Annotated in this window: 21 protein-coding genes; 16 read left to right on the top strand and 5 right to left on the bottom strand. The window is 75.5% G+C overall.

The features are described 5' to 3' along the window. The first annotated feature begins 38 nt into the window (after positions 1-38). The 5 genes from OG689_RS09945 (at position 39) to OG689_RS09925 (ending at position 6,496) form a co-directional block, all read left to right on the top strand. Positions 39-1,580, top strand: a complete 1,542-nt coding sequence (locus tag OG689_RS09945; protein WP_266319486.1) for an NAD(P)/FAD-dependent oxidoreductase — start codon at positions 39-41, stop codon at positions 1,578-1,580. After that, positions 1,577-2,512: an alpha/beta fold hydrolase gene (locus OG689_RS09940; RefSeq protein WP_266319485.1), complete on the top strand. Its 936-nt coding sequence runs from the start codon at positions 1,577-1,579 to the stop codon at positions 2,510-2,512. The genes OG689_RS09945 and OG689_RS09940 overlap by 4 nt, the downstream gene beginning before the upstream one ends. Then, positions 2,509-3,417, top strand: coding sequence for an SDR family oxidoreductase (locus OG689_RS09935; protein WP_266319484.1), 909 nt, complete (start codon positions 2,509-2,511; stop codon positions 3,415-3,417). Before OG689_RS09940 ends, OG689_RS09935 begins: the two co-directional genes overlap by 4 nt. A gap of 304 nt (positions 3,418-3,721) precedes the next feature. Next, positions 3,722-4,495: an SDR family oxidoreductase gene (locus OG689_RS09930; RefSeq protein WP_266319482.1), complete on the top strand. Its 774-nt coding sequence runs from the start codon at positions 3,722-3,724 to the stop codon at positions 4,493-4,495. Between the two features lie 168 nt (positions 4,496-4,663). Further along, positions 4,664-6,496: an ABC transporter ATP-binding protein gene (locus tag OG689_RS09925; RefSeq protein WP_266319480.1), complete on the top strand. Its 1,833-nt coding sequence runs from the start codon at positions 4,664-4,666 to the stop codon at positions 6,494-6,496. Positions 6,497-6,538: 42 nt separating this feature from the next. Here the strand turns inward: OG689_RS09925 and OG689_RS09920 are convergent, their stop codons facing one another. Then, entirely contained in the window at positions 6,539-7,207 is a 669-nt protein-coding gene (locus OG689_RS09920) for a lysophospholipid acyltransferase family protein (RefSeq protein ID WP_266319479.1), read from the bottom strand. Positions 7,208-7,530: 323 nt separating this feature from the next. Here OG689_RS09920 and OG689_RS09915 point away from each other — a divergent pair, with 323 nt between their 5' ends. Then, positions 7,531-7,743: an EF-hand domain-containing protein gene (locus tag OG689_RS09915; RefSeq protein WP_073922655.1), complete on the top strand. Its 213-nt coding sequence runs from the start codon at positions 7,531-7,533 to the stop codon at positions 7,741-7,743. Positions 7,744-7,846: 103 nt separating this feature from the next. On the opposite strand, the gene OG689_RS09910 is transcribed toward OG689_RS09915, so the two are convergent. Then, positions 7,847-10,042, bottom strand: a complete 2,196-nt coding sequence (locus OG689_RS09910) for a CDP-glycerol glycerophosphotransferase family protein (RefSeq protein ID WP_266319478.1) — start codon at positions 10,040-10,042, stop codon at positions 7,847-7,849. An 861-nt stretch (positions 10,043-10,903) separates the two neighbouring features. Here OG689_RS09910 and OG689_RS09905 point away from each other — a divergent pair. Both OG689_RS09905 and OG689_RS09900 read left to right on the top strand, forming a co-directional pair. After that, positions 10,904-11,170: a hypothetical protein gene (locus OG689_RS09905; protein ID WP_266319476.1), complete on the top strand. Its 267-nt coding sequence runs from the start codon at positions 10,904-10,906 to the stop codon at positions 11,168-11,170. A 288-nt stretch (positions 11,171-11,458) separates the two neighbouring features. After that, complete coding sequence (locus tag OG689_RS09900) at positions 11,459-11,881, top strand: YjbQ family protein (RefSeq protein WP_266319475.1); 423 nt, start codon at positions 11,459-11,461, stop codon at positions 11,879-11,881. Between the two features lie 93 nt (positions 11,882-11,974). Here OG689_RS09900 and OG689_RS09895 read toward each other — a convergent pair whose 3' ends face one another. Further along, positions 11,975-12,529, bottom strand: coding sequence for a DUF1990 domain-containing protein (locus tag OG689_RS09895; protein ID WP_266319473.1), 555 nt, complete (start codon positions 12,527-12,529; stop codon positions 11,975-11,977). A gap of 138 nt (positions 12,530-12,667) precedes the next feature. Between OG689_RS09895 and OG689_RS09890 the strand changes: the two genes are divergently transcribed. The 5 genes from OG689_RS09890 (at position 12,668) to OG689_RS09870 (ending at position 16,686) form a co-directional block, all read left to right on the top strand. After that, the gene (locus OG689_RS09890; protein ID WP_073922650.1) at positions 12,668-12,871 is read left to right on the top strand and encodes a hypothetical protein; all 204 of its coding nucleotides are present in this window, start codon (positions 12,668-12,670) and stop codon (positions 12,869-12,871) included. A 169-nt stretch (positions 12,872-13,040) separates the two neighbouring features. Next, the gene (locus OG689_RS09885) at positions 13,041-13,943 is read left to right on the top strand and encodes an ABC transporter ATP-binding protein (protein WP_266319471.1); all 903 of its coding nucleotides are present in this window, start codon (positions 13,041-13,043) and stop codon (positions 13,941-13,943) included. Position 13,944: 1 nt separating this feature from the next. Next, positions 13,945-14,745: an ABC transporter permease gene (locus OG689_RS09880; protein WP_266319469.1), complete on the top strand. Its 801-nt coding sequence runs from the start codon at positions 13,945-13,947 to the stop codon at positions 14,743-14,745. Positions 14,746-14,765: 20 nt separating this feature from the next. After that, positions 14,766-16,061 (top strand): sensor histidine kinase, encoded by a 1,296-nt coding sequence (locus OG689_RS09875; protein WP_266319467.1) that lies wholly within the window; start codon positions 14,766-14,768, stop codon positions 16,059-16,061. Continuing rightward, positions 16,054-16,686, top strand: coding sequence for a response regulator transcription factor (locus OG689_RS09870; RefSeq protein ID WP_323189269.1), 633 nt, complete (start codon positions 16,054-16,056; stop codon positions 16,684-16,686). Before OG689_RS09875 ends, OG689_RS09870 begins: the two co-directional genes overlap by 8 nt. A gap of 61 nt (positions 16,687-16,747) precedes the next feature. On the opposite strand, the gene OG689_RS09865 is transcribed toward OG689_RS09870, so the two are convergent. Then, entirely contained in the window at positions 16,748-19,870 is a 3,123-nt protein-coding gene (locus tag OG689_RS09865) for an SMC family ATPase (RefSeq protein ID WP_266319465.1), read from the bottom strand. 49 nt (positions 19,871-19,919) lie between these two features. Further along, positions 19,920-21,086, bottom strand: coding sequence for an exonuclease SbcCD subunit D (locus OG689_RS09860; protein WP_266319463.1), 1,167 nt, complete (start codon positions 21,084-21,086; stop codon positions 19,920-19,922). Between the two features lie 708 nt (positions 21,087-21,794). Between OG689_RS09860 and OG689_RS09855 the strand changes: the two genes are divergently transcribed. The 3 genes from OG689_RS09855 to OG689_RS09845 all read left to right on the top strand — a co-directional run bounded on the left by OG689_RS09855 (position 21,795) and on the right by OG689_RS09845 (position 25,285). After that, positions 21,795-22,790: a hypothetical protein gene (locus OG689_RS09855; RefSeq protein WP_266319462.1), complete on the top strand. Its 996-nt coding sequence runs from the start codon at positions 21,795-21,797 to the stop codon at positions 22,788-22,790. Positions 22,791-23,276: 486 nt separating this feature from the next. Beyond that, a complete protein-coding gene (locus tag OG689_RS09850; protein WP_266319460.1) occupies positions 23,277-23,885 on the top strand; it encodes a hypothetical protein in 609 nt (202 codons plus the stop codon). A 620-nt stretch (positions 23,886-24,505) separates the two neighbouring features. After that, positions 24,506-25,285, top strand: a complete 780-nt coding sequence (locus OG689_RS09845) for an SGNH/GDSL hydrolase family protein (RefSeq protein ID WP_266319458.1) — start codon at positions 24,506-24,508, stop codon at positions 25,283-25,285. Positions 25,286-25,429: the final 144 nt, after the last annotated feature.

Here is a 25,429-nt window from a genome sequence, read left to right as displayed (position 1 = left end):
GTGCGCACCTTCACCCCCACCCTCAGGAGGGACGCCGCATGGCACCCACCCCCAAGCGCGCCGAGCCGACGGCGCCCGCCACGCCCCACGTGCGGGTCGCCGTGATCGGCTCCGGCTTCGGCGGCCTCGGCGCCGGCGTCCGCCTGCGCCGCGCCGGGATCACCGACTTCGTCATCCTGGAGCGCGCCGACTCGGTCGGCGGCACCTGGCGGGACAACAGCTACCCGGGCTGCGCCTGCGACGTGCCCTCGCACCTCTACTCCTTCTCCTTCGCGCCCAACCCCGAATGGCCGCGCAGCTTCTCCGGCCAGCCGGACATCCGCGCCTACCTGGAGAAGGTCACCGACGTCTTCGGCCTGCGCCCGCACCTGCGCTTCAACGCCGAGGTGACCGAGGCCCGCTGGGACGTCGAGCGGACCCACTGGCGGATCACCACCAGCGCCGGCCGATGGACCGCCGACGCGATCGTCTCCGCCGCCGGGCCGCTCGCCGACCCGCAGATCCCCGACCTGCCCGGCCTGGACACCTTCCCCGGCAAGGTGTTCCACACCTCCCGCTGGGACCACGACTACGACCTCGACGGCAAGCGCGTCGCCATGGTCGGCACCGGCGCCTCGGCCGCCCAGATCATCCCCGACATCCAGCCCAGGGCCGGCCGGCTGACGGTCTTCCAGCGCACCCCCGCCTGGGTGCTGCCGCGCCGCGACCGCGAGATCACCACCGCCGAGAAGTGGCTGCACGACCGGCTCCCGGTCACCGCCCAGCTCCGCCGCGGCGTCCTGTTCGCCCTGCGCGAGCTCCAGGTGGACGCCTTCGTCCGGCGCCCCGGCGCGCTGCGCCTGGTGCAGAAGATCGCCGAGCGGCACATCGCGGCCGGCGTCCTCGACCCGGCGCTGCGGGCCCGGCTGACCCCCGACTACCGGATCGGCTGCAAGCGCATCCTGCTGAGCAACACCTACTACCCGGCGCTGGCCGCCGCCAACACCGAGGTGGTCGCCACCGGCCTGTCGCAGGTGCGCGGCTCCACCCTGGTCGCTGCCGACGGCAGCGAGCACGAGGTGGACGCCATCGTCTTCGGCACCGGCTTCCACGTCACCGACATGCCCATCGGCGCCCGGGTGTTCGGCGCGGACGGCCGCAGCCTCGCCGAGGAGTGGAAGGAGGGCATGGAGGCGCTGCGCGGCTCCACCGTCCGGGGCTTCCCCAACCTGTTCTTCGTGATCGGCCCGAACACCGGCCTCGGCAACAGCTCGATGATCCTGATGATCGAGTCGCAGCTGAACTACCTGGTCGACGCTCTCACCACCCTGGAGTCCGTCGGGGCCACCGCGATGCAGCCCACCGCCCGCGCCCAGCGGCAGTGGAACCTCGCCCTGCAGCACCGGATGTCGCGCACGGTCTGGTCCACCGGCGGCTGCACCAGCTGGTACCAGGACGCGGGCGGCAAGAACACCGTGCTGTGGCCCGGATCCACCACCGGCTTCCGGCGGGCCACCCGCCGGGTCGACCTGGCCGAGTACGAGCTGATCAAGCGCACCGCCGCCGAGCCCGCCCCGCACGCCCAGGAGGTCCTCGCATGAGCCCCGCGATCCCCGCCGACTGCGTCCCGCCCACCCCCGTCGAGGAGTTGCGGATCCGCTCGGCGGACGGCACCGAACTGCACGCCGAGGTGCACGGCGACCCCGCCGCGCCGACCGTCCTGCTCGCCCACGGCTGGACCTGCTCGATCGCCTTCTGGGCCCCGGTGATCCGCCAACTCGCCGGTGAGTTCCGCCTGGTGGCGTACGACCAGCGCGGCCACGGCCGCAGCGACGTCCCGGCGGGCCGGGCCGGGTACGGCACCCGGGCGCTCGCCGACGACCTGGAGGCGGTGCTCACCCGGGTGGTCCCGGCGGGCGGGCGGGCGCTGCTCGCCGGCCACAGCATGGGCGGTATGACCATCATGGCCGCCGGCGACCGGGCCGAGGTGGCGAGCCGGACGGCCGCCGCCCTGCTGGTCAGCACCGGCGCGAGCGACCTGGTCGCCGAACTGCGGGTCGCGCCGGACGCCCTGCGCAGCCCCCGCCTGCGGCGCTTCCTGCACCAGCGGATCCTGAAGTCCCGGCTGCCGCTCGGACCGGTCACCGGAGTGAGCCGGGCGGTGCTCGGGTACGCCACCATGGGCCCGTCCTCGCCGGCCGGCCGGGTCGAGGCGATCGCCCGGATCGTGCACGCCTGCCCGACCCCCGTCCGCGCCCACTGGGCCGGGGTGCTGGGCGAGTTGGACGTCAGGGGCGGGCTGGCCGCACTGGCCGCGCCGACCGCCGTGATCGTCGGCACCGACGACCGGCTGACCCCGCCGGTGCTCGCGCACCGGATCGTCGCGGGCCTGCGCGACCCGCAGGGCCTGCTGCTGCTGCCCGGCACCGGGCACATGGCGCCGGTCGAGCGGCCGGCCGAGGTCGCCGCCGAGATCCGCCGTCTTGCCGTCGCCCACCTGGGCGCCCCCGCCGAGAGGAGCACCGCCGCATGAGCGCCGTCCCGCCGCTGTCCGCCCAGGTCGTCGTCGTCACCGGAGCCGCCCGCGGGGTCGGCGCGACCCTGGCCCGCAAGCTCGCCGCGCGGGGGGCCAAGGTCGCCCTGGTCGGCCTGGAGCCCGCCGAGCTGAAGGAGGCCGCCGCGCTCTGCGGGCCGGACGCCTCCTCCTGGGAGGCCGACGTCACCGACCTCGAGGCGCTGACCGCGACCGCCCGGGCGATCCAGGACCGCTACGGCCGGATCGACGCGGTGGTGGCCAACGCCGGCATCGCGATCGGCGGCCCGCTGCTGGACAGCGACCACCGGGCGTTCAGCCGGGTGATCGAGGTCAACCTGCTGGGCAGCGTCGCCACCGCCCGGGCCTTCCTGCCCGCGCTCGCCGGGAGCGGCGGCTACCTGCTGCAGATCGCCTCGCTGGCGGCGATGACCCCGGCGCCGCTGATGAGCGCCTACTGCGCCAGCAAGTCGGGGGTGGAGGCCTTCGCCCACGCGCTCCGCGCCGAGGTCGCCCACCAGGGCGTCAAGGTCGGTGTCGGGTACCTGAGCTGGACCGACACCGACATGGTGCGCGGGGCCGACCAGGACGTCGTGCTGCGGCAGATGCGCTCCCGGCTGCCCTGGCCGGCCAACAAGACCTACCCGCTCGATCCGGCGGTCGACCGCCTGGTGGCCGGCATCGCCCGCCGCTCGGCGCACGTCTACGCCCAGGCCTGGCTGCGCGCCATGCAGCCGGTCCGCTCGCTGCTGCCCGGTCTGATCGCGACCGTCGGGGCCCGTGACATCGCCAAGCTCGCCCCGCAGTTGAGGGCGACCGCGAGCACCCGGCTGCGCCCGGTCGGGGCCGGCGGGGAGGCCGACTCGGCGGCCCGCTCGGCCGGGACGGCGGGCGGGACGGAGTAGGGGGCGGGAGCGGTCCCGGGCGGGCGAAGGAGAGCGCCGGCCCGGGGCCGTCGTCCGTCCGGCGGACCGTCCGCTCCCGAAGTCCACGGGGGGCTTCGTCCCCGTACCCGGTGGGGGCCGACGCCCGGGTGACGGGCCGTCCGGCCCTGAAGTCCGCGGGCCGAGGCCCGGGTGACGGGCCGTCCGGCCCGACTCCTCGCGGGGCCGCCATGGCGCCGGGGATCGCTGCCGCGGTACGCCCACGAGCTGGGAAGCGGCCCGGATGTCGGTGTGTTCGGGCAGCGGAATCGGTACCGTCGGGGACATGACCACTGCCCTCATCACCGGCGCCACCGCCGGCATCGGCGCCGCGTTCGCCGTCAAGCTCGCCCGCGCCGGCCACAACGTCGTCCTGGTCGCCCGGGACACCGGCCGGCTGGCCGAGTACGCCGAGAAGCTGTCCGCCGAGTACGGTGTCGAGGCCGAGGCGCTCACCGCGGACCTGGCCACCGACGCCGGTATCGCCGCCGTCGAGGAGCGCCTCGCGGACCCGGCCCGGCCGGTGGACCTGCTGATCAACAACGCCGGCTTCGGCAACAAGGGCGCCTTCCTCACCGTGCCGCTGCAGGGCGATCTGGACATGCAGAAGGTGCACATCGAGGCCGTCCTGCGGCTGACCGCCGCCGCCCTGCCGGGGATGCGCGAGCGCCGGCTCGGCGGCGTGATCAACGTGGCCTCGGTGGCGGCCTTCCTGCCGCGCGGCACGTACGGGGCGAGCAAGGCCTGGGTGGTGAGCTTCACCCAGGGCGTCGCCCGTGACCTGGGCGACTCCGGGGTGCGGATGATGGCGCTCTGCCCGGGCTTCACCCGGACCGAGTTCCACCAGCGGGCCGGCATGGGCACCTCGGACATCCCCTCCTGGGGCTGGCTGTCGGCGGAGCGGGTGGTGAACGAGGCGATGCGCGACTTCGCCCGCGGCCGGTCGCTGTCCGTCCCCGGCAAGCGGTACAAGGCGGCGGTGGCGGTGGCCAGGCTGCTGCCGTCCGGCGCGCTCGGCGGGGTGTCCTCGAAGGCGGCGCGGACGTACGGCAAGGAGTGACGGCGGGCGCGGGGGCGGGCAGGGGCCGCGGTGCGGGGCGGGTGCGGGAGCGGGAGCGGAAGGAATAGATCAAGCCTCATTATTAGCTTCGCTAACTATGAGCTATTCTCTGTATGCTGGCTCCCCGCCCGCCCCACCACCCTGCCCGAAACATCTGGAGGTCGAGGCTTGAGGCCCGACAGCACCGGCTGGACCCCGCCCACCCGCCCCGAGAGCGAGCCGCCCCCGCCCAGGCAGCTGCGCCGCATCCTGGCGCTGTTCCGCCCGTACCGCGGCCGACTCGGGGTGGTCGGCCTGCTGGTCGCCGCCTCCGCCGTGGTCTCGGTGATCTCGCCCTTCCTGCTCCGCGCGGTACTCGACACCGCGATCCCGCAGGGCCGGACCGGCCTGCTCAGCCTGCTGGTGCTGGGCATGATCACGGCGGCCGTGGTGAACAGCATCTTCGGCGTCGTGCAGACCCTGCTGTCCACCACCGTCGGCCAGCGCGTCATGCACGACCTGCGGACCACGGTCTACGCTCACCTGCAGCGGATGTCCCTGGCCTTCTTCACCCGGACCAGGACCGGCGAGGTGCAGTCCAGGATCGCCAACGACATCGGCGGCATGCAGTCCACCGTGACCTCCACCGCCACCTCGCTGGTCTCCAACTTCACCTCCGTGGTCGCCTCCGTGGTCGCCATGCTGGCGCTGGACTGGCGGCTGACCGTGGTGTCGCTGCTGCTCCTGCCGCTCTTCGTCTGGATCAGCCGGCGGGTCGGCGGCGAGCGCAAGAAGATCACCACCGAGCGGCAGAAGCAGCTGGCGCTGATGTCCTCGGCGGTCCAGGAGTCGCTCTCGGTCAGCGGCATCCTGCTCGGCCGCACCATGGGGCGCTCCGACTCGCTGTCCCGCGAGTTCACCGAGCAGTCCGACCGGCTGGCCGACCTGGAGGTCCGCTCCAGCATGGCCGGCCGCTGGCGGATGAACGCCATCCAGATCGTGATGGCCGCGATGCCCGCGCTGATCTACTGGGCCGCCGGGCTGGCCCAGGCGGGCGGCGCCCCGATCGTCTCGGTCGGCACCCTGGTCGCCTTCGTCTCGCTGCAGCAGGGCCTCTTCCGGCCCACCATCAGTCTGCTCTCCACCGGCGTCCAGGTGCAGACCTCGCTGGCGCTGTTCCAGCGCATCTTCGAGTACCTGGACCTGCCGGTCGAGATCGCCGAGCCGGCCCGGCCCGTCCACCTGGAGCGGATCACCGGGGAGGTCCGCTTCGAGGGCGTCGACTTCCGCTACGACCCGGCCCAGGAGCGGCCCACGCTGGCCGGGATCGAGCTGAAGGTGCCGGCCGGCGGTTCGCTGGCGGTCGTCGGCGAGACCGGCTCGGGCAAGACCACGCTCAGCTACCTGGTGCCGAGGCTCTACGACGTCACCGGCGGGCGGGTCACCATCGACGGCACGGACGTGCGCGAGCTGTCCTTCGAGACACTCTCCCGCGCGGTCGGCGTGGTCTCCCAGGAGACCTACCTCTTCCACGCCTCGGTCGCCGACAACCTGCGCTTCGCCAAGCCGGACGCCACCGACGAGGAGCTGGTCGCGGCCGCCCGGGCGGCGCAGGTCCACGACATGATCGCGGGCCTGCCGGACGGCTACGACACCATGGTGGGCGAGCGCGGCTACCGCTTCTCGGGCGGTGAGAAGCAGCGTCTGGCGCTGGCCCGGACGATCCTGCGCAATCCGCCGGTGCTGATCCTGGACGAGGCGACCAGCGCCCTGGACAACCGGACCGAGCTGGCCGTCCAGCAGGCGATCGACGCGCTGGCCGCCGGCCGGACCACCATCACCGTCGCGCACCGGCTCTCCACGATCCGCTCCGCGGACCAGATCGTGGTGCTCGACCGGGGGGAGGTCGTCGAGCTGGGGACGCACGATCAGCTGGTGGAGGCCGGCGGGCGGTACGCCGCGCTGCTGCGGCGGGAGGGCCCGGTGGGGGCCCCGGAGCCGAGCGGGGCCGGCCACGGGTGAGGCCGGGCCCCGGCGCGGGCGTTCTGGCGAGGGCTCGCGGGCTCAGGCGGCCTTGGGGAGCTCGTTGTAGCTGGTCGCGACCTCCTGGCCGGACAGCTCCTGGATGGCCCGCATCACCTCGTCGGTGACCTGCCGGCGGGCCTGCGCCGAGCGGGCCTGGCCGTGCAGCTCGGCGAAGTGCAGCGGCTCGCCGAAACGGACGGTCACCTTGCGCACGCGCGGGATCCGCCGGCCGACCGGCAGGATCTCCTCCGGGCCCTCCAGCGCCACCGGCACCACGGGCACCCCGGCGGTCAGCGCCAGCCAGGCGACGCCGGTCTTGCCGCGGTACAGCCGGCCGTCCAGCGAGCGGGTGCCCTCGGGGTAGATGCCGAAGGCCTTGTCGTCCTCCAGGATCTCCAGCGCCGACTGCAGCGAGGCCTGCGCCGAGCGGTAGGTGCCGCGCTCGACCGCCACGGCGCCGATCGCCTCGAAGAAGCCCCGGGACAGCGCGCCCTTGAGGCCGGTGCCGGTGAAGTACTCGGCCTTGGCCAGGAAGTGCACCTGGCGCGGTGCGGTCAGCGGGATGACCACGCTGTCGATGAAGGACAGGTGGTTGCTGGCCAGGATCACCCCGCCCTTGCGCGGCACGTTCTCCAGACCCTCGATCACCGGCCGGTAGACCGCCCGCGCGAGGGGTTTCAGCACCAGCTTGGTGAGTAGGTTGATCATGGTCCCTCCCTGGACGAATGACCGGGCCGTGCACCCGGGAGTGAGCGTGCGGAGTATCGGCGCGTCGGCGGGCCGAGATCAGATCGCAGGGTACGACATCCACCCCGTGACCCGTCCACTCCCTCCGCCGCCCGGCCTGTCGCGCCGCGGGGCCGGTGACCGGCCCGGCAGTCACCGGCCGGGCCGGGGCCGGTGACTGCGGCCGTTCGCGCCAGGTGCCCGGCGCAGGGCCCGGAGGGCGGACCCAGGGGGCGGGGCGGCCCCGGCCGGGCGGGCCGGTACTGTACGCCAGTCAGCACCACCCACAGGAGGGGACTCATCCCATGGCAGACATCGAGGCGGCCCGCCAGGCCTTCGAGCGTTTCGACATCAACGGCGACGGCCTGATCTCGGCCGCCGAGTACTCCCGCGTCATGGCGGAGCTCGGCGACCCGCACGTCTCGATCGCGGTCGCCGAGTCCGTGATCAAGGCGGCCGACAGCAACAGCGACGGCCTGCTCTCCTTCGAGGAGTTCTGGGCCTCGCGTCAGCGCTGAGCCCGCGCGCGAGGGCCGGCCCCGGGTCTCCGGGGCCGGCCCTCGCGTCGTCCGGCGCCCCGCCGCCTCCCGGCCGACCCGTCAGGACAGGTCGGGTCACGGGTCAGGACGGGTCGGTCGGGAACACCCGGCGCACCACCCGCTCGGCCGCGCCGCCGTCGTCCCACGGACAGAACCGCTTGCGGAACCTCGCCCGGGAGTCCGGCTCCGAGTCGCCGGAGAGCAGGGCCCGGGTCAGCCCCTCCAGGTCCGTGGTCACCGCGCCCGGCCGCTCGGCGAACAGGTCGAAGTACACCCCGCGCACCTGCTGGTACTGCTCCCAGTCGGGCGCGTAGACGACCAGCGGCCGGTCCAGCACCGCGAAGTCGAACATCATCGACGAGTAGTCGGTGACCAGCACGTCCGCCGCCAGGTAGAGGTCCTCCACGGCCGGGTGCTTGGAGACGTCCTGGATCTCGGCCGCGTCCTCGCCGGCCAGCAGGTCGCCCGGCCCCCCGGTGAGGAAGTAGTGGGCCCGCACCAGCAGCGTGAAGTCGGGGCCCAGCCGCCGGGCCAGCTCGGCGACGTCCAGCGGCAGGAACGCGCCCTGGCCCTCCCGGTGCGTCGGCGCGTACAGCACGGCCGTGCGCCCCTCGGGCAGGCCGAAGCGCTCGCGCATCGCGGCCACCTCGGCGGGCGTGGTGTTGGCCAGCCGGTCGTTGCGGGGGTACCCGGTGTCGAGCATCTCGTAGCGGCCGGGGAAGGCCCGGGCGAAGTGCTCGCTGGTGTGCGGGTTGGGCGAGACCAGGTAGTCCCAGCGCGAGACCGCCTCGCGCAGCCGGTCGAAGTCCATCCCGTCGGCGGCCAACGGGTGGTCGCGCAGGTCCATGCCCATCATCTTCAGCGGCGTGCCGTGCTGGGTCTGCACGTGCACCGTGCCGGGCCGCTTCACCATCGTGTGCGGGAAGTTGACGTTGTTGACGAAGTACTTGGCGGTCGCCATCAGCTTCAGGTAGGCGGGCGTGTTGAGGATCACGTACGGCACCCCGGCGGGCAGGGTGGCGGCCTGCGCCCGGTTCTCCACCACCCAGACGCCCCGGATCCGCGGTGACAGTTCCTTCGCCTTCTCGTAGATCGCGGCGGGGTTGCAGCCGTACCCGCGGTGCCAGTAGGCCGCGTACACGGCCAGGTGCTCGTCCAGCGGCAGCCGGCGGAAGGCGTTGTACGCGGTGAAGCGGGCACTGCTGCGCACCCCGCGGCGGACCGCCGGGGCGACCGCCCTGGCGCCGCGCTTCAGCTCGCGCGGCAGCCGGCCGCCGCGGCGCAGCTCGTCGTACGCGAGCCGGGAGCCGCGGGCGGCGAGCCGGTACTGCAGGCCGCTCGCCCCGCCGGGGAAGCGGTAGCCGGCCGGGCGGTGGCGGGCGAAGTGCTCGGTCGTCCGGCGGAAGAACTCCTTGCGCAGGGCGACCGGGACCAGCCCGGGGGAGTCGTAGACGGTGAGCGCCTGCTTGACCGTCCGCTCGAAGACCAGGGTGCGCAGCGGGTCGGCGGCGTCGAGGCCGTGGCGGTCCAGGAAGGCGAAGATCGCGTCGTACTGGGCGAAGGCGTCCGCGTGCTTGGGCGAGGCGGTGCTGGTGATCGCGCCGGGCCGGCCGCGGCGGTAGTAGTAGCAGGCGCGGTCGAGGTAGCGCATCCGCCCGGCGGCGACCAGCGCGGGGTAGGTGACCGAGATGTCCTCGTAGAAGCCGCGGCCGAAGGCGACACCGAGGCCTAGCAGGAAGTCCCGGTGGAAGACCTTGTTCCAGACCGACATCACCGCGCGCAGCAGCGCCGGGTGCTCGCGCAGGGTGGCGCCGGCGACCAGGGGGGAGTCGGTGAGCAGGTGGCGCCAGGGGTTGGGCTCGGTGGAGTCGTCCGGGTAGACGTGGGTGAAGCCGGTCAGCAGGATGTCGGCCGGCGCGGCGCCTTCGCGCTCCCGCTCCAGTTCCCGCTCCAGCTCGGTGGTGATCGCGTCGAGCGATCCCTCGGGGAGCCAGTCGTCACTGTCCACGAACCAGACGTAGCGGCCGCTCGCCTCGGCCAGGCCGGCCTCGCGGGCGCCGCCGAGGCCCTGGTTCTCGGCCAGGTGCAGGACTCGCAGCCGGGGGTCGAGGGCCGCGTACTCGTCGAGGATCTCGCCGCAGCGGTCGGGGGACCGGTCGTCGACGGCGATCAGCTCGAACCGGCCGTCGTCGGGCCCGCCGAGGATCGAGTCCAGGCAGCGCGGGAGGAACCGCTCCACGCCGTGGACGGGCAGCACGATGCTGAGGAGGACTGTCACGCTCGTTGGCTCCGCGCTCCGCGAGAGGGCCCCGGCGCGATCCGGCCGGGCCCGGGATTGCTGGGCCGTGTCGGACACGGCCGGGGGGAGGTGCGGGCGGGTCCGTCGCCGGCCACCCGGCGAGCACACTCTACCCAGTACGGGGCGATGACCAGGAGTTCCGGGGAGGGGACTGTCGAGGGGCGCGAAGCGGCCGCCGGTGCCGCGCCCGTGCGAGGGCGGCACCAGCGGCCTGGTGGTGGTCCGGCCGACCCTCAGCGGCCGACCACCAATCCGTACACCGCGCCGAGCCGGGCCGCCGCAGCGTCGAGGCAGCCGGACAGTGACTCACCGCGGGTGTCGGAAGTTCCTTCACCTGTCGAATTCAATCGACCAGCCAGGGTGGTGCATCTCTCACCGTCCCTGCCGATACAGATATTGCTTGTAGGTTTCGGCCACGTCAATCCCCCTGATGTGTTCACTTTCCGAAGCTATAGTCCGAAACACAGACCGGCTGCCAGGGGTCGGTCACCCGCGGTCACCCCGGCCCGGCCGCTGCCCGGCCCGCACCCGCCCGCCCGGCTCCGCCCCCGATCCCCCTCCCGGCCTGGGAGGATCCCCTCCCCGCGGCTGCCGCCCCTGGGTCGCGCGCCCGGCGTGCAGTCGTCGGACCGGGCGCCGGGGCCCTCACGCCGGGTGGGCCCGTGTTCAGGTCGTGCACCACCACCGATGCGCAGTCGTGACCGGGGCGACAGCCCCTGGTGAGGCGTCAGTTGTCGTCGCACGATACGGTGGCGGAACACCAGGACGGTTGCGCGAAGGCCGTCTGTCACGGATAGTCTTCGCCTCACGGCCCTGGCGCCTCGTAGGGGTGGGAAACTGATGGAACACATGCAAGTGCGGACTCGGCCCCGGGTGCCGGCGATCCAGTGCGGTGTCGGCGCGACCGGCCGTCGGATCGACCACCACCTGGCCGTGCTCGGCGCGCCCGCACTCCCGGTGGCAGACGCCGCCGAGGCGCTCGGGCTGATAAGGGAGCTGACACCGCGCGGTGTCAGCACTCCGACCGCGCCGCGGCGCACCGCGCGAGTGTCGCTGCTGGCGCCACTGCGTCGGCTGCGACGAAGCCTCTTCGGCGGTCGCGGCTAGCCCGCGCCGACCGGAACCGACCCGATGGACCGCATTGGTCCGTCGGGTCTTTGGCGCGCCCGGCGGCGGTCGGCCCCAGCACCCCGCCCGGTGAGGAACCCCCGGCCCGGCGGCCCGGTCGGCACCGCACCGATCGGCAGGGCGGGTCCGAGGAGGGGGCCGGGCGGCGGGACGAAAGGCGTACGCGGCCGGTCGCCCGCCCGGCGCGCGAGCGGGGAGCCGGTGAAGGTTTCCGGAGCAGCTGCCCGTCCGGCGGGTCGCACGCCCCCGGTGGGTGAGGATGGCGCCATGGCGGACACCTTCCACACGCTGACCTTCGAGATCACCACCGGCAACCGCGAGGTCGCCCTCGACATCACCGAACACTGCGCGGTGTTCCTGAACGAGCACGCGGCCGGGCGGGACGGCCTGCTGAACGTGTTCGTGCCGCATGCCACGGCCGGCATCGCCGTCCTGGAGACCGGCGCCGGCAGCGACGACGACCTGCTGGCCACCCTGCGCGAACTGCTGCCGGCCGACGAACGCTGGCGCCACCGGCACGGCAGTGCCGGCCACGGACGCGACCATGTGGTGCCCGGGCTGGTCGCCCCGCACGCGACCCTGCCCGTGATCGGCGGCCAACTCGCCCTCGGCATCTGGCAGTCGGTGGTGCTGGTCGACACCAACCGCGACAACCCCCGGCGGACCGTCCGGCTCTCCTACCTCGGCTGAGCACCCCGGTGCCGGACCGCGCCACGGCCGTGCCACCCGGGCCCGGCCGCGGCGCGGTCCGGCGGCGCGGCGCCGGACCGGACCGCTACCGCGTCAACGGGCCCGTACCGCGGCCGCCACGGCGACCAGGTACCGCTCGATCGCCAGGTGCTGCAGCAGCAGGGCCACCGGGCGGCCCAGCCGGGCGTACCAGGCGCTCAGCCGGGAGAAGGCGGTCACCTCGAACCACACCTCGCCGTGCTCGTCCAGCGACACCACGAAGGACTCCTCCCCCCGCTCGGGATGGCCCGGCAGCGTCCCGTACGCGAAGCCGATCCGGTCCGGCTCGCGGACCGTCCAGACCACCCGGCAGGGGATCACCAGCCGGGGCAGCCGCAGGCCCGGCAGGGCGAGCCGGATCAGCACGGTCGCGCCCGGCTCGGCCGGAGCGTGCGGATGCACAGCGAAGCCCGTACCGAGCTGGCTGCCCCAGGCGAGCACGTACCGGCCGGCCCGCTCCAGCACCTCGGGGCCGTGGCCCAGGTGCACCCGGCGGCGCAGGTGGGCGTACCCGGGCGGCAGCGCGGCCTGCCGGGTCGCGCCGACCTCCGGGTAGCTGGGGGCGGTGGCACGGGCCGCCCGCAGGCGGCGGGAGAGGTCGGAGGGCATGGGGGCAACGCTAGCCCCGGGCCGGCGGGCGCCGACGGGCACCCTCGGGCCCCGGCCCCGGGCGGCCCCCGTCCGCATCGCGGTACGCCGGCCGGTGCCGCCTTGCCCCGCGCCGACCGGCCGGAGTAGGAAGGCGGCATGAGTGACGAGACCCAGCAGATCTGCGCCGTGCCGCCGGTCGACACCGTCCGGGCGTTGACCCACGACCCGGCGCTGACCGGCCCGCGGGCCGACTGCGTCCTGTGCGGCGAGCCCACCGAACTGCCCGCCGACCAGCCCGGCACCACCCTGTGCCCGGTCTGCGCCTGGCAGGAGGCCCAGCGGATCGCCTGCTCCGGCTGAGCGGCTGAGCGGCTGAGCGGCTGGGCCGTCGGGTCACCGAGCGGTCGGGTGGCTCGGCGGTGGGCCGGCGGGCCCGGTCGGTCGTAGCCCGGCATCAACCGATCGGCTGATGCCGGGTCGAGCGGGACGGGCGATGCCGGGGCCGGCCCCGCGGCGGGATTCTCGGTGCATGGCAATCATCGAGGTGAACGGGCTGCACAAGGCCTACGGCGGCCGGCCGGTGGTGGACGGGATCTCCTTCGAGGTCGAGGAGGGCGAGATCTTCGGCATCCTCGGACCGAACGGCGCGGGCAAGACCACGACCGTGGAGTGTGTCGAGGGGCTGCGGGCGCCCGACGCCGGCACCGTCCGGGTGGCCGGGCTGGACCCGATCGCCGACCACCGACGGGTGACCGAACTGCTCGGTGCCCAGCTGCAGGAGAGCGAGCTGCAGTCCGCGCTGACCGTCCGGGAGGCGCTGGAGCTCTACCGCGGCTGCTACCCGCGCCCGGCCGACTGGCGGCCGCTGGCCGAACGGCTCGGCCTCACCGCCCATCTGGACACCCGCTTCGGCAAGCTCTCCGGCGGCCGGCGGCAGCGGCTGTTCATCGCGCTCGCCCTGATCGGCAACCCCCGGGTCGTGGTGCTCGACGAGCTCACCACCGGACTGGACCCGCGGGCGCGGCGCGACACCTGGGAACTGATCGAGGACGTCCGGGACTCCGGGGTGACCGTCCTGCTGGTCACCCACTTCATGGCGGAGGCCCAGCGCCTCTGCGACCGGGTCGCCCTGCTCGGCGCCGGCCGGATCGTGGCGCTGGACACCCCGGCCGGCCTGATCGGCCGCAGTGCCGGGGCCACCGTGATCTCCTTCGTCCCCTCCCGCCCGCTCGACGACCAGGAGCTGGCAGGCCTTCCGGGGCTCACCGCCGTCGGGCACCAGGACGGCCGGATGGTCGTCACCGGCACCGACGAGACCGCCGACGCGACGGTCTCGCTGCTGGCCCGGCACGGGATCACCGCCAGGCACCTGCGGATCACCGACGCCACCCTCGACGACGCCTTCCTCGACCTCACCGCCCAGGAGGCCTGACATGACCGCCACCACGCCCGTCCTTCCCGCCCGGCCCGGCGCCGGGCCCGCCGTGCGGCCCTCCGCCGCCTGGCGGGCCGTACTGCGGGCCGAGGCCCGCCTGTTCGGCCGCGAGCCGCTCGCCCTCTTCTGGATCGTGCTCTTCCCCGCCCTGCTGGTGACGATCCTCGGCCTGATCCCGGCCTTCCGGCATCCGCAGGCCGAACTCGGCGGCCGCCGGGTGATCGACCTGTACGTGCCGGTGGCCGTGCTGCTCGCCCTGATCCTCGCCGGACTGCAGGCGATGCCGCCCGTGCTGGCCGGCTACCGGGAGCGCGGCATCCTGCGCCGGATGTCCACCACACCCGTCCGGCCGGGGGCGCTGCTGGCCGCGCAGATCCTCCTGCACGGCGCCGCCGCGCTGGGCTCGGCGGCGCTCTCGCTCGTCGTCGGCCGGCTCGCCTTCGGGGTGGCCCTCCCGCGGCAGGCGCCCGGGTACCTGCTGGCGCTGCTCCTCGCCGCCCTCGCCGCGCTCGGCGCCGGCGCGGGCGTGGCCGCACTCTCCCGGACCACCAAGATCGCAAGCGCGGTGGCCGGGGCGGTGACCTTCCCGATGATGTTCGGCGCCGGGGTCTGGATCCCGGTCCAGGCGATGCCGGCCCTGCTGCGCGGCATCGTCGGCTTCACCCCCTTCGGCGCCGGGGCCCAGGCCCTCGGGCAGGCGGCCGCCGGTGACTGGCCGAGCTGGTCGCACCTGGGCGTCATGGCACTCTGGGCGGTGGTGCTGACCAGCACCGCGTCCCGCTGGTTCCGGTGGGCGTAGCGCGGGGGAGGGACGGACGGATGGCGGTCGGGGTCGGGCTCGGGGGCGCCGGTACGGCGGCGGTGGAGCAGGGGTGGAACCGGTTCTTCCGGCGAGGGCCGTACGCCCTGCTGGGCACGGCGGTCCTGCTGGCCGTCGCCACCGGTCCGGTGCTGATGACCCGTGACGAAGGTGTCGCCGCCGGGGTGCTGGTCGCGGCAGCGCTGGGCCTGGAGCTGTGCTGGAGCCGCACGGCGCCGGGCCGGCCCGAGCACGCCCTCGCCGGCCGGCTCCACTACGCCGTCCGCCTGCTGCTCGCCTTCGTCCTCACCTGGCTGAACCCGTTCTTCGCCGTCTACGCCGTGCTCGGCTACTTCGACGCGGCCCGGCTGCTGCCCCGCCGGGCCGCCCGGCTCGGCGAGCTCGCCACCGCCGTGACCATGGCCGGCTCGCAGTCCGGCGGCCTGCCGCCCGCCACGGCGGAGAACTGGATCGCCTTCGGCGCGCTGTTCGCGCTCAACTCCTCGCTGGTCCTGGTCTTCGGCCGGCTGGCCGCCCGGGAGAAGGACAGTGCCAACGCCCAGGCGGCGGCCATCGCGGCACTGGAGCGGGCCAACGCCCGGCTGGAGCAGGCGCTCGCCGAGAACGCCGGCCTGCACGCCCAACTCCTCATCCAGGCCAGGGAGGCAGGTGTCGCCGACGAGCGCCGGCGGCTGGCCGCCGAGATCCACGACACCATCGCGCAGGGCCTGGCCGGCATCATCACCCAGCTCCAGGCGGGCGCCGAGAGCGCTGACCCGGCGGCCGCCCGCGCCCATGCCGAGCGGGCCGCCGCGCTCGCCCGGGAGAGCCTCGGCGAAGCCCGCCGCTCGGTGCACGACCTCTCGCCGGGGCCGCTGGAACTGGGCACCCTGCCGCAGGCCCTGGCCGGGATCACCGACGCCTGGGCCGGTACCACCGGGGTGCCCGCCACCTTCACCCTCACCGGCCGGCACGAACCGCTGCACCGGGAGGTCGAGGCCACCCTGCTGCGGATCGCCCAGGAGGCGCTGGCCAACGCCGGCCGGCACGCCCGGGCCGGCCGGGTCGGCGTCACCCTCTCCTACATGGACGACGAGGTGACGCTCGACGTACGGGACGACGGCTGCGGGTTCGACCCGCTCGCCCGGCCGGTGCGGCCGGAGCGGGGGCCGACCGGCGCGGCCCGGGTCGGCGGCTTCGGACTGGGCGGTATGCGGGCCCGGGCCGAATGGATCGCCGGCACCGTCGACATCGAGTCGGAGCCCGGCGGCGGGACGGCGATCTGCGCCCGCGTACCCTTGGTCCGCCATGGCTGAACACATCATCACCCTGCTGATCGTCGACGACCATCCGGTGGTCCGGGACGGGCTGCGCGGCATGTTCGCCGCCGCCGACGGCTTCGAGGTGCTGGGCGAGGCCGCCGACGGCGTCGAGGCGGTCGAGCTCGCCGGACAGCTGGACCCCGACGTGATCCTGATGGACCTTCGGATGCCCGGCGGCTCCGGCGTCGACGCGATCGCCGAACTGACCCGCCGTGCGGCGCGCGCCAGGGTGCTGGTGCTGACCACCTACGACACCGACTCCGACACCCTGCCGGCGATCGAGGCCGGCGCCACCGGCTATCTGCTCAAGGACGCCCCGCGGGACGAGCTGTTCGGCGCCGTCCGGGCGGCGGCGGAGGGACGGACGGTGCTGTCGCCCGCCGTCGCCTCACGGCTGGTCTCGCGGGTCAGATCGGCGGGCCACGACGCCCTGAGCGGCCGTGAGCGCGAGGTGCTGCGGCTGGTCGCCAAGGGCACCTCGAACCGCGCGATCGCCGGGGTGCTGTTCATCAGCGAGGCCACCGTCAAGACCCACCTGACCCACATCTACGGCAAGTTGGGTGTCGCCGACCGGGCCGCGGCGGTCGCCGTCGGGTACGACCGGGGGATCCTCGGCTGAACCCGGGCCGTCGGCCCGGGAGGCCTGCCGCCCGGCCCCGCCGGGCCTGTCGCCCCGGGCGTCAGGCGTCCTCCCGGCCCACCAGGGACAGGGTCGAACCGTGCCGGTTCTTCCTGACCAGCAACTGAGCGGGGATCCGGGCGCGCAGGTCGGCGACATGGCTGACGATGCCGACCGCCCGGTCGCGCTCGCGCAGGCCGTCCAGCACGTCCATCACCTCCTCCAGCGCTTGTTCGTCCAGCGTGCCGAAGCCCTCGTCGATGAAGAGGGTGTCCAGCGGCATCCCGCCGGCCTCGTCCGTCACCACGTCCGCCAGGCCCAACGCGAGCGCCAGAGAGGCGAAGAAGCTCTCACCGCCGGAGAGCGTCGCGGTGTCCCGCTCGGTGCCCGTCCAGGCGTCCACCACGCGCAGCGACAGGCCCGAGCGCTTGCCGCCGGACGTCCGGTCGTCGCTGTGCACCAGGGTGTACCGCCCACCCGACATCCGGACCAGCCGGTCGCTGGCCGCCGCCGCCACCTGCTCCAGCCGGGCCGCCAGGACGTACGACTCCAGCCGCATCCGCAGCCGGTTCTCGGTGGAGGTGCCGGCGGCCAGCGCGGCCAGCCGGCTGATCCGGGCGTAGCCGTCCAGCACCGGGGCCAGCGAGGCGGCCAGCTCGCCCAGCCGCAGCCCGATCCGGGCCAGGTCGGCGCAGCGATCGCGGGCGGCGTGCTGCGCCGCGGTGGCGCGTGCCAGCCGGTCGGTCGCGGTCTGCGCGGCCGACCGGGCGCCCGCCGGATCCGCCGGCGGGCGGGCGGCGGCCGCCACCAGCTCCGGGGTGGCGAGCAGTCGCTGGGCGGCCGACAGCTCGCTGTGGTGCCGCTCCAGCCGCTGCTGCAGCGCGGCGCGTTCGGCGGCCGGCAGCAGCACCGCGGCGGCCTCCCGCGCGCTCGGGAAGCCGGCCGCGACGGCGGCGCCGGCCAACTCCTGCTCGGCCTCCTTCAGCCGGGCGCCGGCCTGGGCGCCGGCCCGCGCGGCGGCCAGCAGCCCGGTCACCGACCGAGCCAGGGCCGCCAGCGCGGCGGCCCGCTCGGCCACCGACCCGGCCTCGCCGCGGGCGGCGGCCACCTGCTGGGCCAGCTCCTGCCGCTCGGTGCGCACGGACTCCAGCCGGGCCGTCCGGACGGCGCTCCGCTCGCCGGCCTCGCGCAGCCGGGACTGCTGCTCCGCCTGCTGCCGGGTGAGCCCCTCGATCCGCCCGGTCACCGCCCCGAGCGCGTCGGCCGCGCGCAGGGCCGCGCGGTGCTCCTCGGCCAGGGCGGCCAGCGCGGCGCCCAGCGCATCGGTGCTCTCCTCGCCGGCGGCGCCGGCCGCGGCCGCCTCCTGCACCCGCAGGGCGGTGAGGGACTGATCGGCGAGAGTCAGCTTCCGTTCGGCCTCGGCCTGTGCGGCCCTGGCCCGCTCCTCGTCCTCGGGGCGGACCTGGCCGCCGGCCGGCCGGGCCGGTGCCGGGTGCCCGGGGGAGCCGCAGACCCGGCAGGCTTCGCCGGCCCGCAGCTGGGCGGCCAGCTCGGCCGCCATGCCGGCCAGCCGGCGCTCGCGGACGTCCTGGCTCTGCTCGCGGGCGTCCAGGAAGCCGGCGTGCAGCCCCAGCCGCTGCTCCTCGGCCCGCCCGATCTCCTCGCGCAGCCCGTCCCGGCGGCGGGCGGCGCCGAGCCGGTCGGTGACCTCCGCCCTGCGGACGTCCAGCTGCTCGACCTTCGCCGCGGCGGCCCGGGCGGCGGACTGCTCCTCCTGCAGGGCGGTGAACCGGGCATCGAACCCGGCCAGCCACTCGGCGGCCTCCTCGGCCAGCTCCTCGGCGCGGCGCCGCTCCTCGTCCAGCGCCGCCTCCTCCCGGACCAGCTCGGCGCAGCGCCGCTCCTGGACCCCGGCGGCCTCCAGTCGCACCACTTCGGCGCGCAGCCGCAGCTCGGCCCGCGCCAGCTCCTCGGCCTCGGCCCGGGCCAGCAGCGGGCCGGAATCGGGCACCCCGGCCGGGTCGCTCGGGTCGCTCGGGTCGTTCGGGTCGTTCTGGGCGGCCGGTCCGGTCCCGGCCGGGAAGCGGCCCAGGTTCTCCCGGTGGCGGTGCTCCTCGCGCCGGGCGTCCTCGTGCGCCCGCACGGCCGCGTCCCGCAGGCGCAGCACGGCCTCCACCCCGACGGCGGCCTGCGCCGCCGCCAGCCGCTCACGCTCGCCCGCCAACGCGGACTCCTGTTCGGTCAGCCGGGCGGCCTGCAGCACGGCCTCGCGGTGGCGCCGCTGGTGTTCCGCCAGCTCGCCCGCCGCGGCCTGCCGGCGCTGCGCCTCCTGATGCCGCTCCCGGGCACCGGCCAGCGCGCTCTCCGCCACGGTGAGCTGCTCGGCGGCACCGCTGCGCAGGATCGCGGCCCAGCTGAGCACGCCGGCGGTGAGATCCGCCGAGGCACCCGGAGCGTCGTCCTCGGCGGGCACCCAGCCCGCGGCCGGCTCGGCCGCCGGGCCGGCCGCCTGCTCGGCCTTGCTGGCCAGGTCGCGCAGCCCGCGCCGGCCGGCCTGCACGGCGGCCTCCTGGGCCCGCCGCCGGTCGGCCAGCCAGCTCTCGACCTGCCCGAACCGCCGGGTGTCGAACAGCCGCCCGAGCAGCTCGGCCCGCTGGGCGGCGTCCGCGCGCAGGAAGCGGGCGAAGTCGCCCTGCGGCAGCAGGACCACCTGGCAGAACTGCTCGCGGCTCATCCCGACCAGGCGGTGGATCTCCTCCCCGGTCTCCTGGTGCGACTTGCTGCCGGCCCGCCAGCCGGGGGTGCCGTCGCCGGTGTCGGCCACCCACTCCCGCAGCAGGGTCTGGGCCCGCTCCTTGGTCAGCCCGCCCGCCTTGGTCTTCTTCGGGCGGAGCTGCTCGGGCTGCCGGATGATCTCCAGCCGGCGGCCGCCGAGGGTCAGCTCCAGCCGGACCTCGGTCAGCCGGTTCGGGTCGGCGTGGTCGCTGCGCAGCCGGTTGGCGGTACGGGCCCCCGGCACCTCGCCGTAGAGCGCGAAGCAGACCGCGTCCAGCACGCTGCTCTTCCCCGCGCCGGTGGCGCCGCGCAGCAGGAACAGGCCGCCGGAGGAGAGCGCGTCGAAGTCCACCCGCTCGGTGCCGGCGAACGGGCCGAAGGCGGTGACCGTCAGCTGGTGCAGTCTCATCGGGGCGGCTCCTGGCGGCGGTGGGGTGCGGGCCGGCCCGCGGGGGCGGTCATGGCTGGTCCGCCCGCCGGTCGGCGCTCTCGCGGGTGCTCTCGAAGCCCTCGCGCAGCCAGCGCAGCTCGGCGTCGTCCGGCTCGGTGCCGGGCCGGACGTGCCGCACGAAGCCCTCGGCGATCTCCAGGTCGGTCCGCCCGCGTACCCGGGACGCGTAGGACCGGGCCGGGCCGGACTCGGTCTCGTCCGGGTCGAAGAGCAGCTGGAGGGTGTGCGGGAAACGCCGGCGCAGCCGCTCCATCGGCTCGGCGGGGCGGCCCGGATCGGTCAGGGTGACCTGCACCCAGGACTGCTCGTGCCCGGCGTGGCGCGGGTCGGCGAGCAGCTCCTCCAGCCGCCCGCGCAGGCAGGCCAGCTCCCGGGGGACGGGCGTGTACGCCCGCTCGGCGGTCACCGAGCCGTCCGCCGCCAGGTCGACCAGCCACATCGACTTGCGGTGGTCCACCTCGGAGAAGGAGTAGGCGAGCGGGGAGCCGCTGTAGCGCACGTGCGGGGCCAGGGTCTGGCAGCCGTGCAGGTGGCCCAGGGCGGCGTAGTGCACCCCGTCGAACACCGACAGCGGCACGTTCGCCACCCCGCCGACCGCGATGTCGCGCTCGCTGTCGCTGGGCGCCCCGCCGGTCACGAAGGCGTGCGCCAGCACCACCGCGCGGGTGCCCGCCGGCCGGCCGGCCAGGTCCGCCCGGACCCGCTCCATGGCGGCGCCGAGGACGGCCGCGTGGCCCCCGCGCTCCAGGCCGAAACTCTCGCGGACCAACGCCGGTTCGAGGTACGGCAGCCCGTAGACCGCCACCGGGCCGTGCTCGTCGGCCAGCAGCACCGGGGTGGCGCAGCCGGCCGGGTCCGTCCGCAGGTGGATGCCGGCCCGGTCGATCAGGCCGGCGCCGACGCCCAGGCGCCGGGCCGAGTCGTGGTTGCCGCTGATGAAGACGGTGGGCACGCCGAGCGCGGCGAGCCGGTGCAGGGCCTGGTCGAAGAGGGCGACCGCCTCCAGCCCGGGCAGCGCCCGGTCGTACACGTCGCCGGCCACCAGTACGGCCTGGACACGCTCCGCCCGGACCACATCCACCAGCTGGTCGAGGAAGGCGCGCTGGGCGTCGTGCAGGCTCTCCCGGTGGAAGGAGCGCCCGAGGTGCCAGTCGGAGGTATGCAGCAGTCGCATGGTCCACGACCTTAACGGCAGGCACCGACAACTCGGGGCGGAACGGGCGGGACGCCTGTCCCACCAGCCTCACCGGCCTCCGCGTTCTGTCGCTCTCCGTCGATTGTCAGTGACACTGCGTATGGTCTCGAACTGTCGGACACCCGGGTCCTCCGGGCCGTCCGGCGACCGTGCCGCGCCCCGATCCGGCGGCACGGCCCGGGCGTGCAGCCCGGGTGGACCGAGGACAGAGGGAGGGCCATGTCCGAGCCCGTCCAGTACCGCCGGCACCTTGAAGACCGTTCGTGCCTCGAAGAGCCCCAGGACCGCGCCGAGCGCCAGGAGCGCGAGGAGCGCGAGGAGCGCGAAGCCCCCGAAGGCCCTCGCGCCACCCCCGGGAGCCGCCGTGCGCCGGTGGCCCCGCCCGCCGGGCGGCCCCGGCGGGCGGGGCCGGCGGGGCGGGAGCGCCGTGACCGACGACACGGCCCCGGTCTCGCCGACCGGGGCCCCGGCCGGCCCGCGGCCCGTGGCGGACAGCCGGAACACCCCCGGCACCCGAGAGGCGCCGGGCCGGGCGCGTACCCCGGGGCCGTCCGCCCCGGGGCCGTCCGCACCGGGCCCGGGCGGGGGCCGGCCGATCCCGGCTCCGGGCCCGGCGGTCCCGGCCCCCGCCCGCGCGGCCGGGGCGGGCCGCGCGGGGGCCCGCCGCCGCAGCCGGTCGCCCTCGCGGTGGCCGCCGACGCCACCGACTTCGCCTGCCTCAGCCGGTACGGGATGTTCGGCCGGGCCACCTTCGAGGCGTACCTGCGGCGGACCGAGGGCCAGCTGCGGGCGCTCCGCGGCCAGGGCCTGGAGGTGCACCTGAGAGTCCTCGAACCGGCCGACTTCGAGGACTTCTGCGAGGAGTTCGGCCTCGGCCCCGACGACCCGGTGGCCCGGGTCGCGTACGCCGCCGATCCGGAGCTGGCGGGGGAGCCGTTCGTGTACGCGGGCGAGCGCCTCGGCGAGCTGCTCCCGGTGCTGGTCGAGGACCACCGGGCCCGGGTCCGGATCTCGATCGCCTGCTCGGCGCTGCTGGCCGCCCTGGAGGAGGACGAGGAGGGGGAGTCGAGGCTCACGGTGGTGCTCGGCCACGTCTCGGAGCTCTACCTGGCGCTGGCGGCGGGCGCCGGCGAGGGCTGCCACCTGCTGACCCTGCGCACGCACGGACCGGAGGACGGCGAGGCGCTGACGGCGGCGGCCGAGGTCTGCGCCGAGGACGGGCGGCTGTTCGTCGGCGGTCGGGAGGCCGAGGCCTTCTGCGTGACGCTGGCGGCGGGCATCGCGGCCGACGGCGCCGGGGAGCTGCTGCTGCACAGCGTGCCGGCGGCGGGCCGCCCGCCCCTGGTGTGCGGCTGGCTGCTGGTGGCGGGGCGGCTGCGGCCGATGACGGTGCCGGAGGTGTTCGCGGCGCTGGCGGAGGACGCCGTACGGGGCGTCGGGCTGCCGCACGGCGTGGCCGCCCGACCCGGCTTCGCGCTCCCCGAGCGGCCGGCCGGCTGCCAGGTTCCCCGGCCGGGACCGAGCGCGGGGCCGAGCGCTGGTCCGAGCGCGGGGCCGAGGGCGTCCGCCCCGGACGGGGGCGACCCCGACCCGTACGGTCCGGGCCCGTACGGTCCGGGCCCGTACGGTCCGGGTGGGTCCGGCGCGGGCGGGTCCGGGGAGGCGGGTGGGGCCGGGGGCTGAGTCGGGGTCCGCAGCAGGCCGAGCACCGGGGGCCGGTGCTCGGCGCGGCCCGGGGGTCCGCGACGGGCGCCCGGGCACCCCGGGCTGCCCTCGCCCGGTCGCCCCCGCGGCGGTCCGTGCTCGCGGTCCGTGCTCGCGGTCCGTGCTCGCGGGCCGCCCCCGGCCGTCCGTGCTCGCCGTCCCGTGCGCGGTGGTCCGGGCCCTGCCGGGCGGGTCGTCGCAGTACGAGCCGGTCGTCGTCCTGCGGGTCGGGGGCGCCCAGGTGTCCTGGACGTGGCGCCAGGGTGGCCGGGCAGTGGAGTGGCGCGTACGCCACGCGGGAGCCGGGGGCTGTTCATCGACCGCCTGTTCGGGGAAGATTCGTGGAAGATCAACAGTCGGAGCGCGCGGCGGCCCCACCCCGCCCGCTCCGCAGGCCATGCAGCAGACCGGGCCGCCCGCCGGCAGCCGGCCGCGCGGCGGGCCCCGGCACCGGAGGGGGGACGAATGGGCCGCATCGAGTACAGCGTGGAGATCGCCGACCTGCTCGGTCGCGTACGGCGCCGGCCCCCCGCCGGCTGGCCCTGGCGGCCGGGCGAGTCGGTGCCGCCCGGGCTGCCCGTCAAGCAGTCCTGGGGCTGGCTGTTCGCGCCGGACGGCCGGGTGCTGACGCTGGTGAACCCCCGGGACGGCATCGTCAGCCTGCCCGGCGGCTCGCTGGAGCCCGAGGACGACGGCGACCCGGCGACGGCGCTGGCCCGGGAGGCGGGCGAGGAGGCGCAGGCCGTGATCGGCCCGCCGCACTACCTGGGCTACCTCTACGACCGGGTCGGGTCCGCGAACGGCGGGCACGAGTGCGCGCGGGTCCGGATGGCGGCGGCGCTGCGTGCCGTCGGGCCGACCGCACCCGACCCCGCCTCCGGGCGGCACTACCGGCGCCTGCTGGTCGCGCCGGGCCTCGCGGTGGAGCTGCTCGGCTGGGGTCCGACCGGTCTGCGCCAGGCGCGTGCCGCGGTCGCGGTGGCCGCCGCGCAGTTCGGTGTCCCCACGGCCGCCAACGAGACGATCGAGGAGCTGCCCGTCCTCGGCGGCCCGGTCTTCCCGCTCGGCGGCTGAGCCCCGGCCCGACCGGCCCCGAGCACCTGCCGGTGTGCTGAGCGTCGGCCGATGCCGCGGCACCTGACGTCCGGACAGCACCCGGGGCCCGGGCCCGAGTGGAAGGCGTGCCGGCCCGCACCGGCCCGACCGGCCCGCGCCGGCCCGCACCGCACCGGACCGGCCAGCACCCGACGGGCCCGCACCGGACCGGCCCGCACCGCGCCGGTCCGCACCCGACGGGCCCGCACTCCCACCCGTACTCCGCTCGGCCCGCCCGCGCGGGTGCCCTTCGACCCCCTCGCCCGCCCCGTCGCCCGGGCGCCTCGTCCGGCTTCCCGGGCCGCTCGGCCTGTCGGCCGCCTGCCGAGGAACCGCTCTTCCGTCCGGGTGACGACCGGGAGTTCGGGTTCCGGGCGGGCCGCCGGGCGGGCCCGGTCCGACGCGCCGTCCGGCCCGACCGCCTTGGTCGGTGGCTCTGAGCAGGGCATCTCCCCTGCCGGGTGGCCCAGTTCACCGAATGGCCATGAGACGGACCGTCAATATCTTTGGCATGACCGCTTCCACTGAACACTACCGCCTGGTATCACAACTGTGACCCTTGTCACTCACGTGGAGGTGCCATGCGCCCCGCTCGTGCAATGTCCGTCGCCACACTGGCGATTCTCCTCACCCTGGCCAGTCTTTTCGTGGCCTCACCCGCCAGTGCCGCGGGGGTGCGCTACGCCGCCCTCGGCGACTCCTACTCCGCCGGCGTAGGGGCCGGCAGCTACACGAGCGAGAGCGGTAGCTGCAAGCGCAGCACCAACTCGTACCCCTACCTCTGGAAGAACGCCCACGCGCCGTCGGCCTTCGCGTTCGTCGCCTGCTCGGGCGCCAGAACCGGTGACGTGCTGAACAACCAGCTGTCCGTCCTGGACGCGAACACCACGCTGGTCAGTATCAGCATCGGCGGCAACGACGCGGGCTTCGCCAGCACCATGCAGACCTGCGTGCTCGACGATGACACGGCCTGCCTGGCCGCGGTGGCCGCCGCCAAGAGCTACGCGACAAACACGCTGCCGGCCCAGCTCGACAACGTCTACGCCCAGATCCACGCCAAGGCGCCCAACGCCCACGTGGTCGTGCTCGGCTACCCGCACCTCTACAAGATCGGCGGCAGCTGCATCTTCGGGATCGGGGACACCAAGCGGGCAGCCATCAACAGTGCGGCGGACACCCTGGCCGACGTGACCGCCAAGCGGGCGGCGAACGCCGGCTTCAGCTACGCCGACGTGCGGAGCGCGTTCACCGGCCACGAGATCTGCTCCGGCGGGACGGTGTGGCTGAACAGCACGGTGCTCCCGGTCGACGAGAGCTACCACCCGAAGGCGGCCGGCCAGTCCGGGGGCTACCTCCCGGTGTTCTCCGCCGCGGCCTGACCCGGCGTGACCTGACCGGCCGCGGCCCGATCCGGCCCGCCCGTCAGGGCCTGCCGTGAAGAAGGTCCGACCGGCCGACAGGCCGGCCGTTGCACGATCCGGCCCCCGCCGGCCGTCCCTCCGCGGAGGAACGCGCCGACGGGG

This window comes from Kitasatospora sp. NBC_00240 (genome assembly GCF_026342405.1).
Lineage (GTDB): Bacteria > Actinomycetota > Actinomycetes > Streptomycetales > Streptomycetaceae > Kitasatospora.
The sequence above is the reverse complement of the archived record's forward strand: the minus strand, read 5'-3'. Positions and strand labels throughout refer to the sequence as shown.

Coding starts and splice junctions, on each gene's coding strand:
- OG689_RS09945 (WP_266319486.1), top strand. CDS start 39: ATGGCACCCACCCCCAAGCGCGCCGAGCCGACGGCGCCCGCCACGCCC.
- OG689_RS09940 (WP_266319485.1), top strand. CDS start 1,577: ATGAGCCCCGCGATCCCCGCCGACTGCGTCCCGCCCACCCCCGTCGAG.
- OG689_RS09935 (WP_266319484.1), top strand. CDS start 2,509: ATGAGCGCCGTCCCGCCGCTGTCCGCCCAGGTCGTCGTCGTCACCGGA.
- OG689_RS09930 (WP_266319482.1), top strand. CDS start 3,722: ATGACCACTGCCCTCATCACCGGCGCCACCGCCGGCATCGGCGCCGCG.
- OG689_RS09920 (WP_266319479.1), bottom strand. CDS start 7,207: ATGATCAACCTACTCACCAAGCTGGTGCTGAAACCCCTCGCGCGGGCG.
- OG689_RS09915 (WP_073922655.1), top strand. CDS start 7,531: ATGGCAGACATCGAGGCGGCCCGCCAGGCCTTCGAGCGTTTCGACATC.
- OG689_RS09905 (WP_266319476.1), top strand. CDS start 10,904: ATGGAACACATGCAAGTGCGGACTCGGCCCCGGGTGCCGGCGATCCAG.
- OG689_RS09900 (WP_266319475.1), top strand. CDS start 11,459: ATGGCGGACACCTTCCACACGCTGACCTTCGAGATCACCACCGGCAAC.
- OG689_RS09895 (WP_266319473.1), bottom strand. CDS start 12,529: ATGCCCTCCGACCTCTCCCGCCGCCTGCGGGCGGCCCGTGCCACCGCC.
- OG689_RS09890 (WP_073922650.1), top strand. CDS start 12,668: ATGAGTGACGAGACCCAGCAGATCTGCGCCGTGCCGCCGGTCGACACC.
- OG689_RS09885 (WP_266319471.1), top strand. CDS start 13,041: ATGGCAATCATCGAGGTGAACGGGCTGCACAAGGCCTACGGCGGCCGG.
- OG689_RS09880 (WP_266319469.1), top strand. CDS start 13,945: ATGACCGCCACCACGCCCGTCCTTCCCGCCCGGCCCGGCGCCGGGCCC.
- OG689_RS09875 (WP_266319467.1), top strand. CDS start 14,766: ATGGCGGTCGGGGTCGGGCTCGGGGGCGCCGGTACGGCGGCGGTGGAG.
- OG689_RS09870 (WP_323189269.1), top strand. CDS start 16,054: ATGGCTGAACACATCATCACCCTGCTGATCGTCGACGACCATCCGGTG.
- OG689_RS09865 (WP_266319465.1), bottom strand. CDS start 19,870: ATGAGACTGCACCAGCTGACGGTCACCGCCTTCGGCCCGTTCGCCGGC.
- OG689_RS09860 (WP_266319463.1), bottom strand. CDS start 21,086: ATGCGACTGCTGCATACCTCCGACTGGCACCTCGGGCGCTCCTTCCAC.
- OG689_RS09850 (WP_266319460.1), top strand. CDS start 23,277: ATGGGCCGCATCGAGTACAGCGTGGAGATCGCCGACCTGCTCGGTCGC.
- OG689_RS09845 (WP_266319458.1), top strand. CDS start 24,506: ATGTCCGTCGCCACACTGGCGATTCTCCTCACCCTGGCCAGTCTTTTC.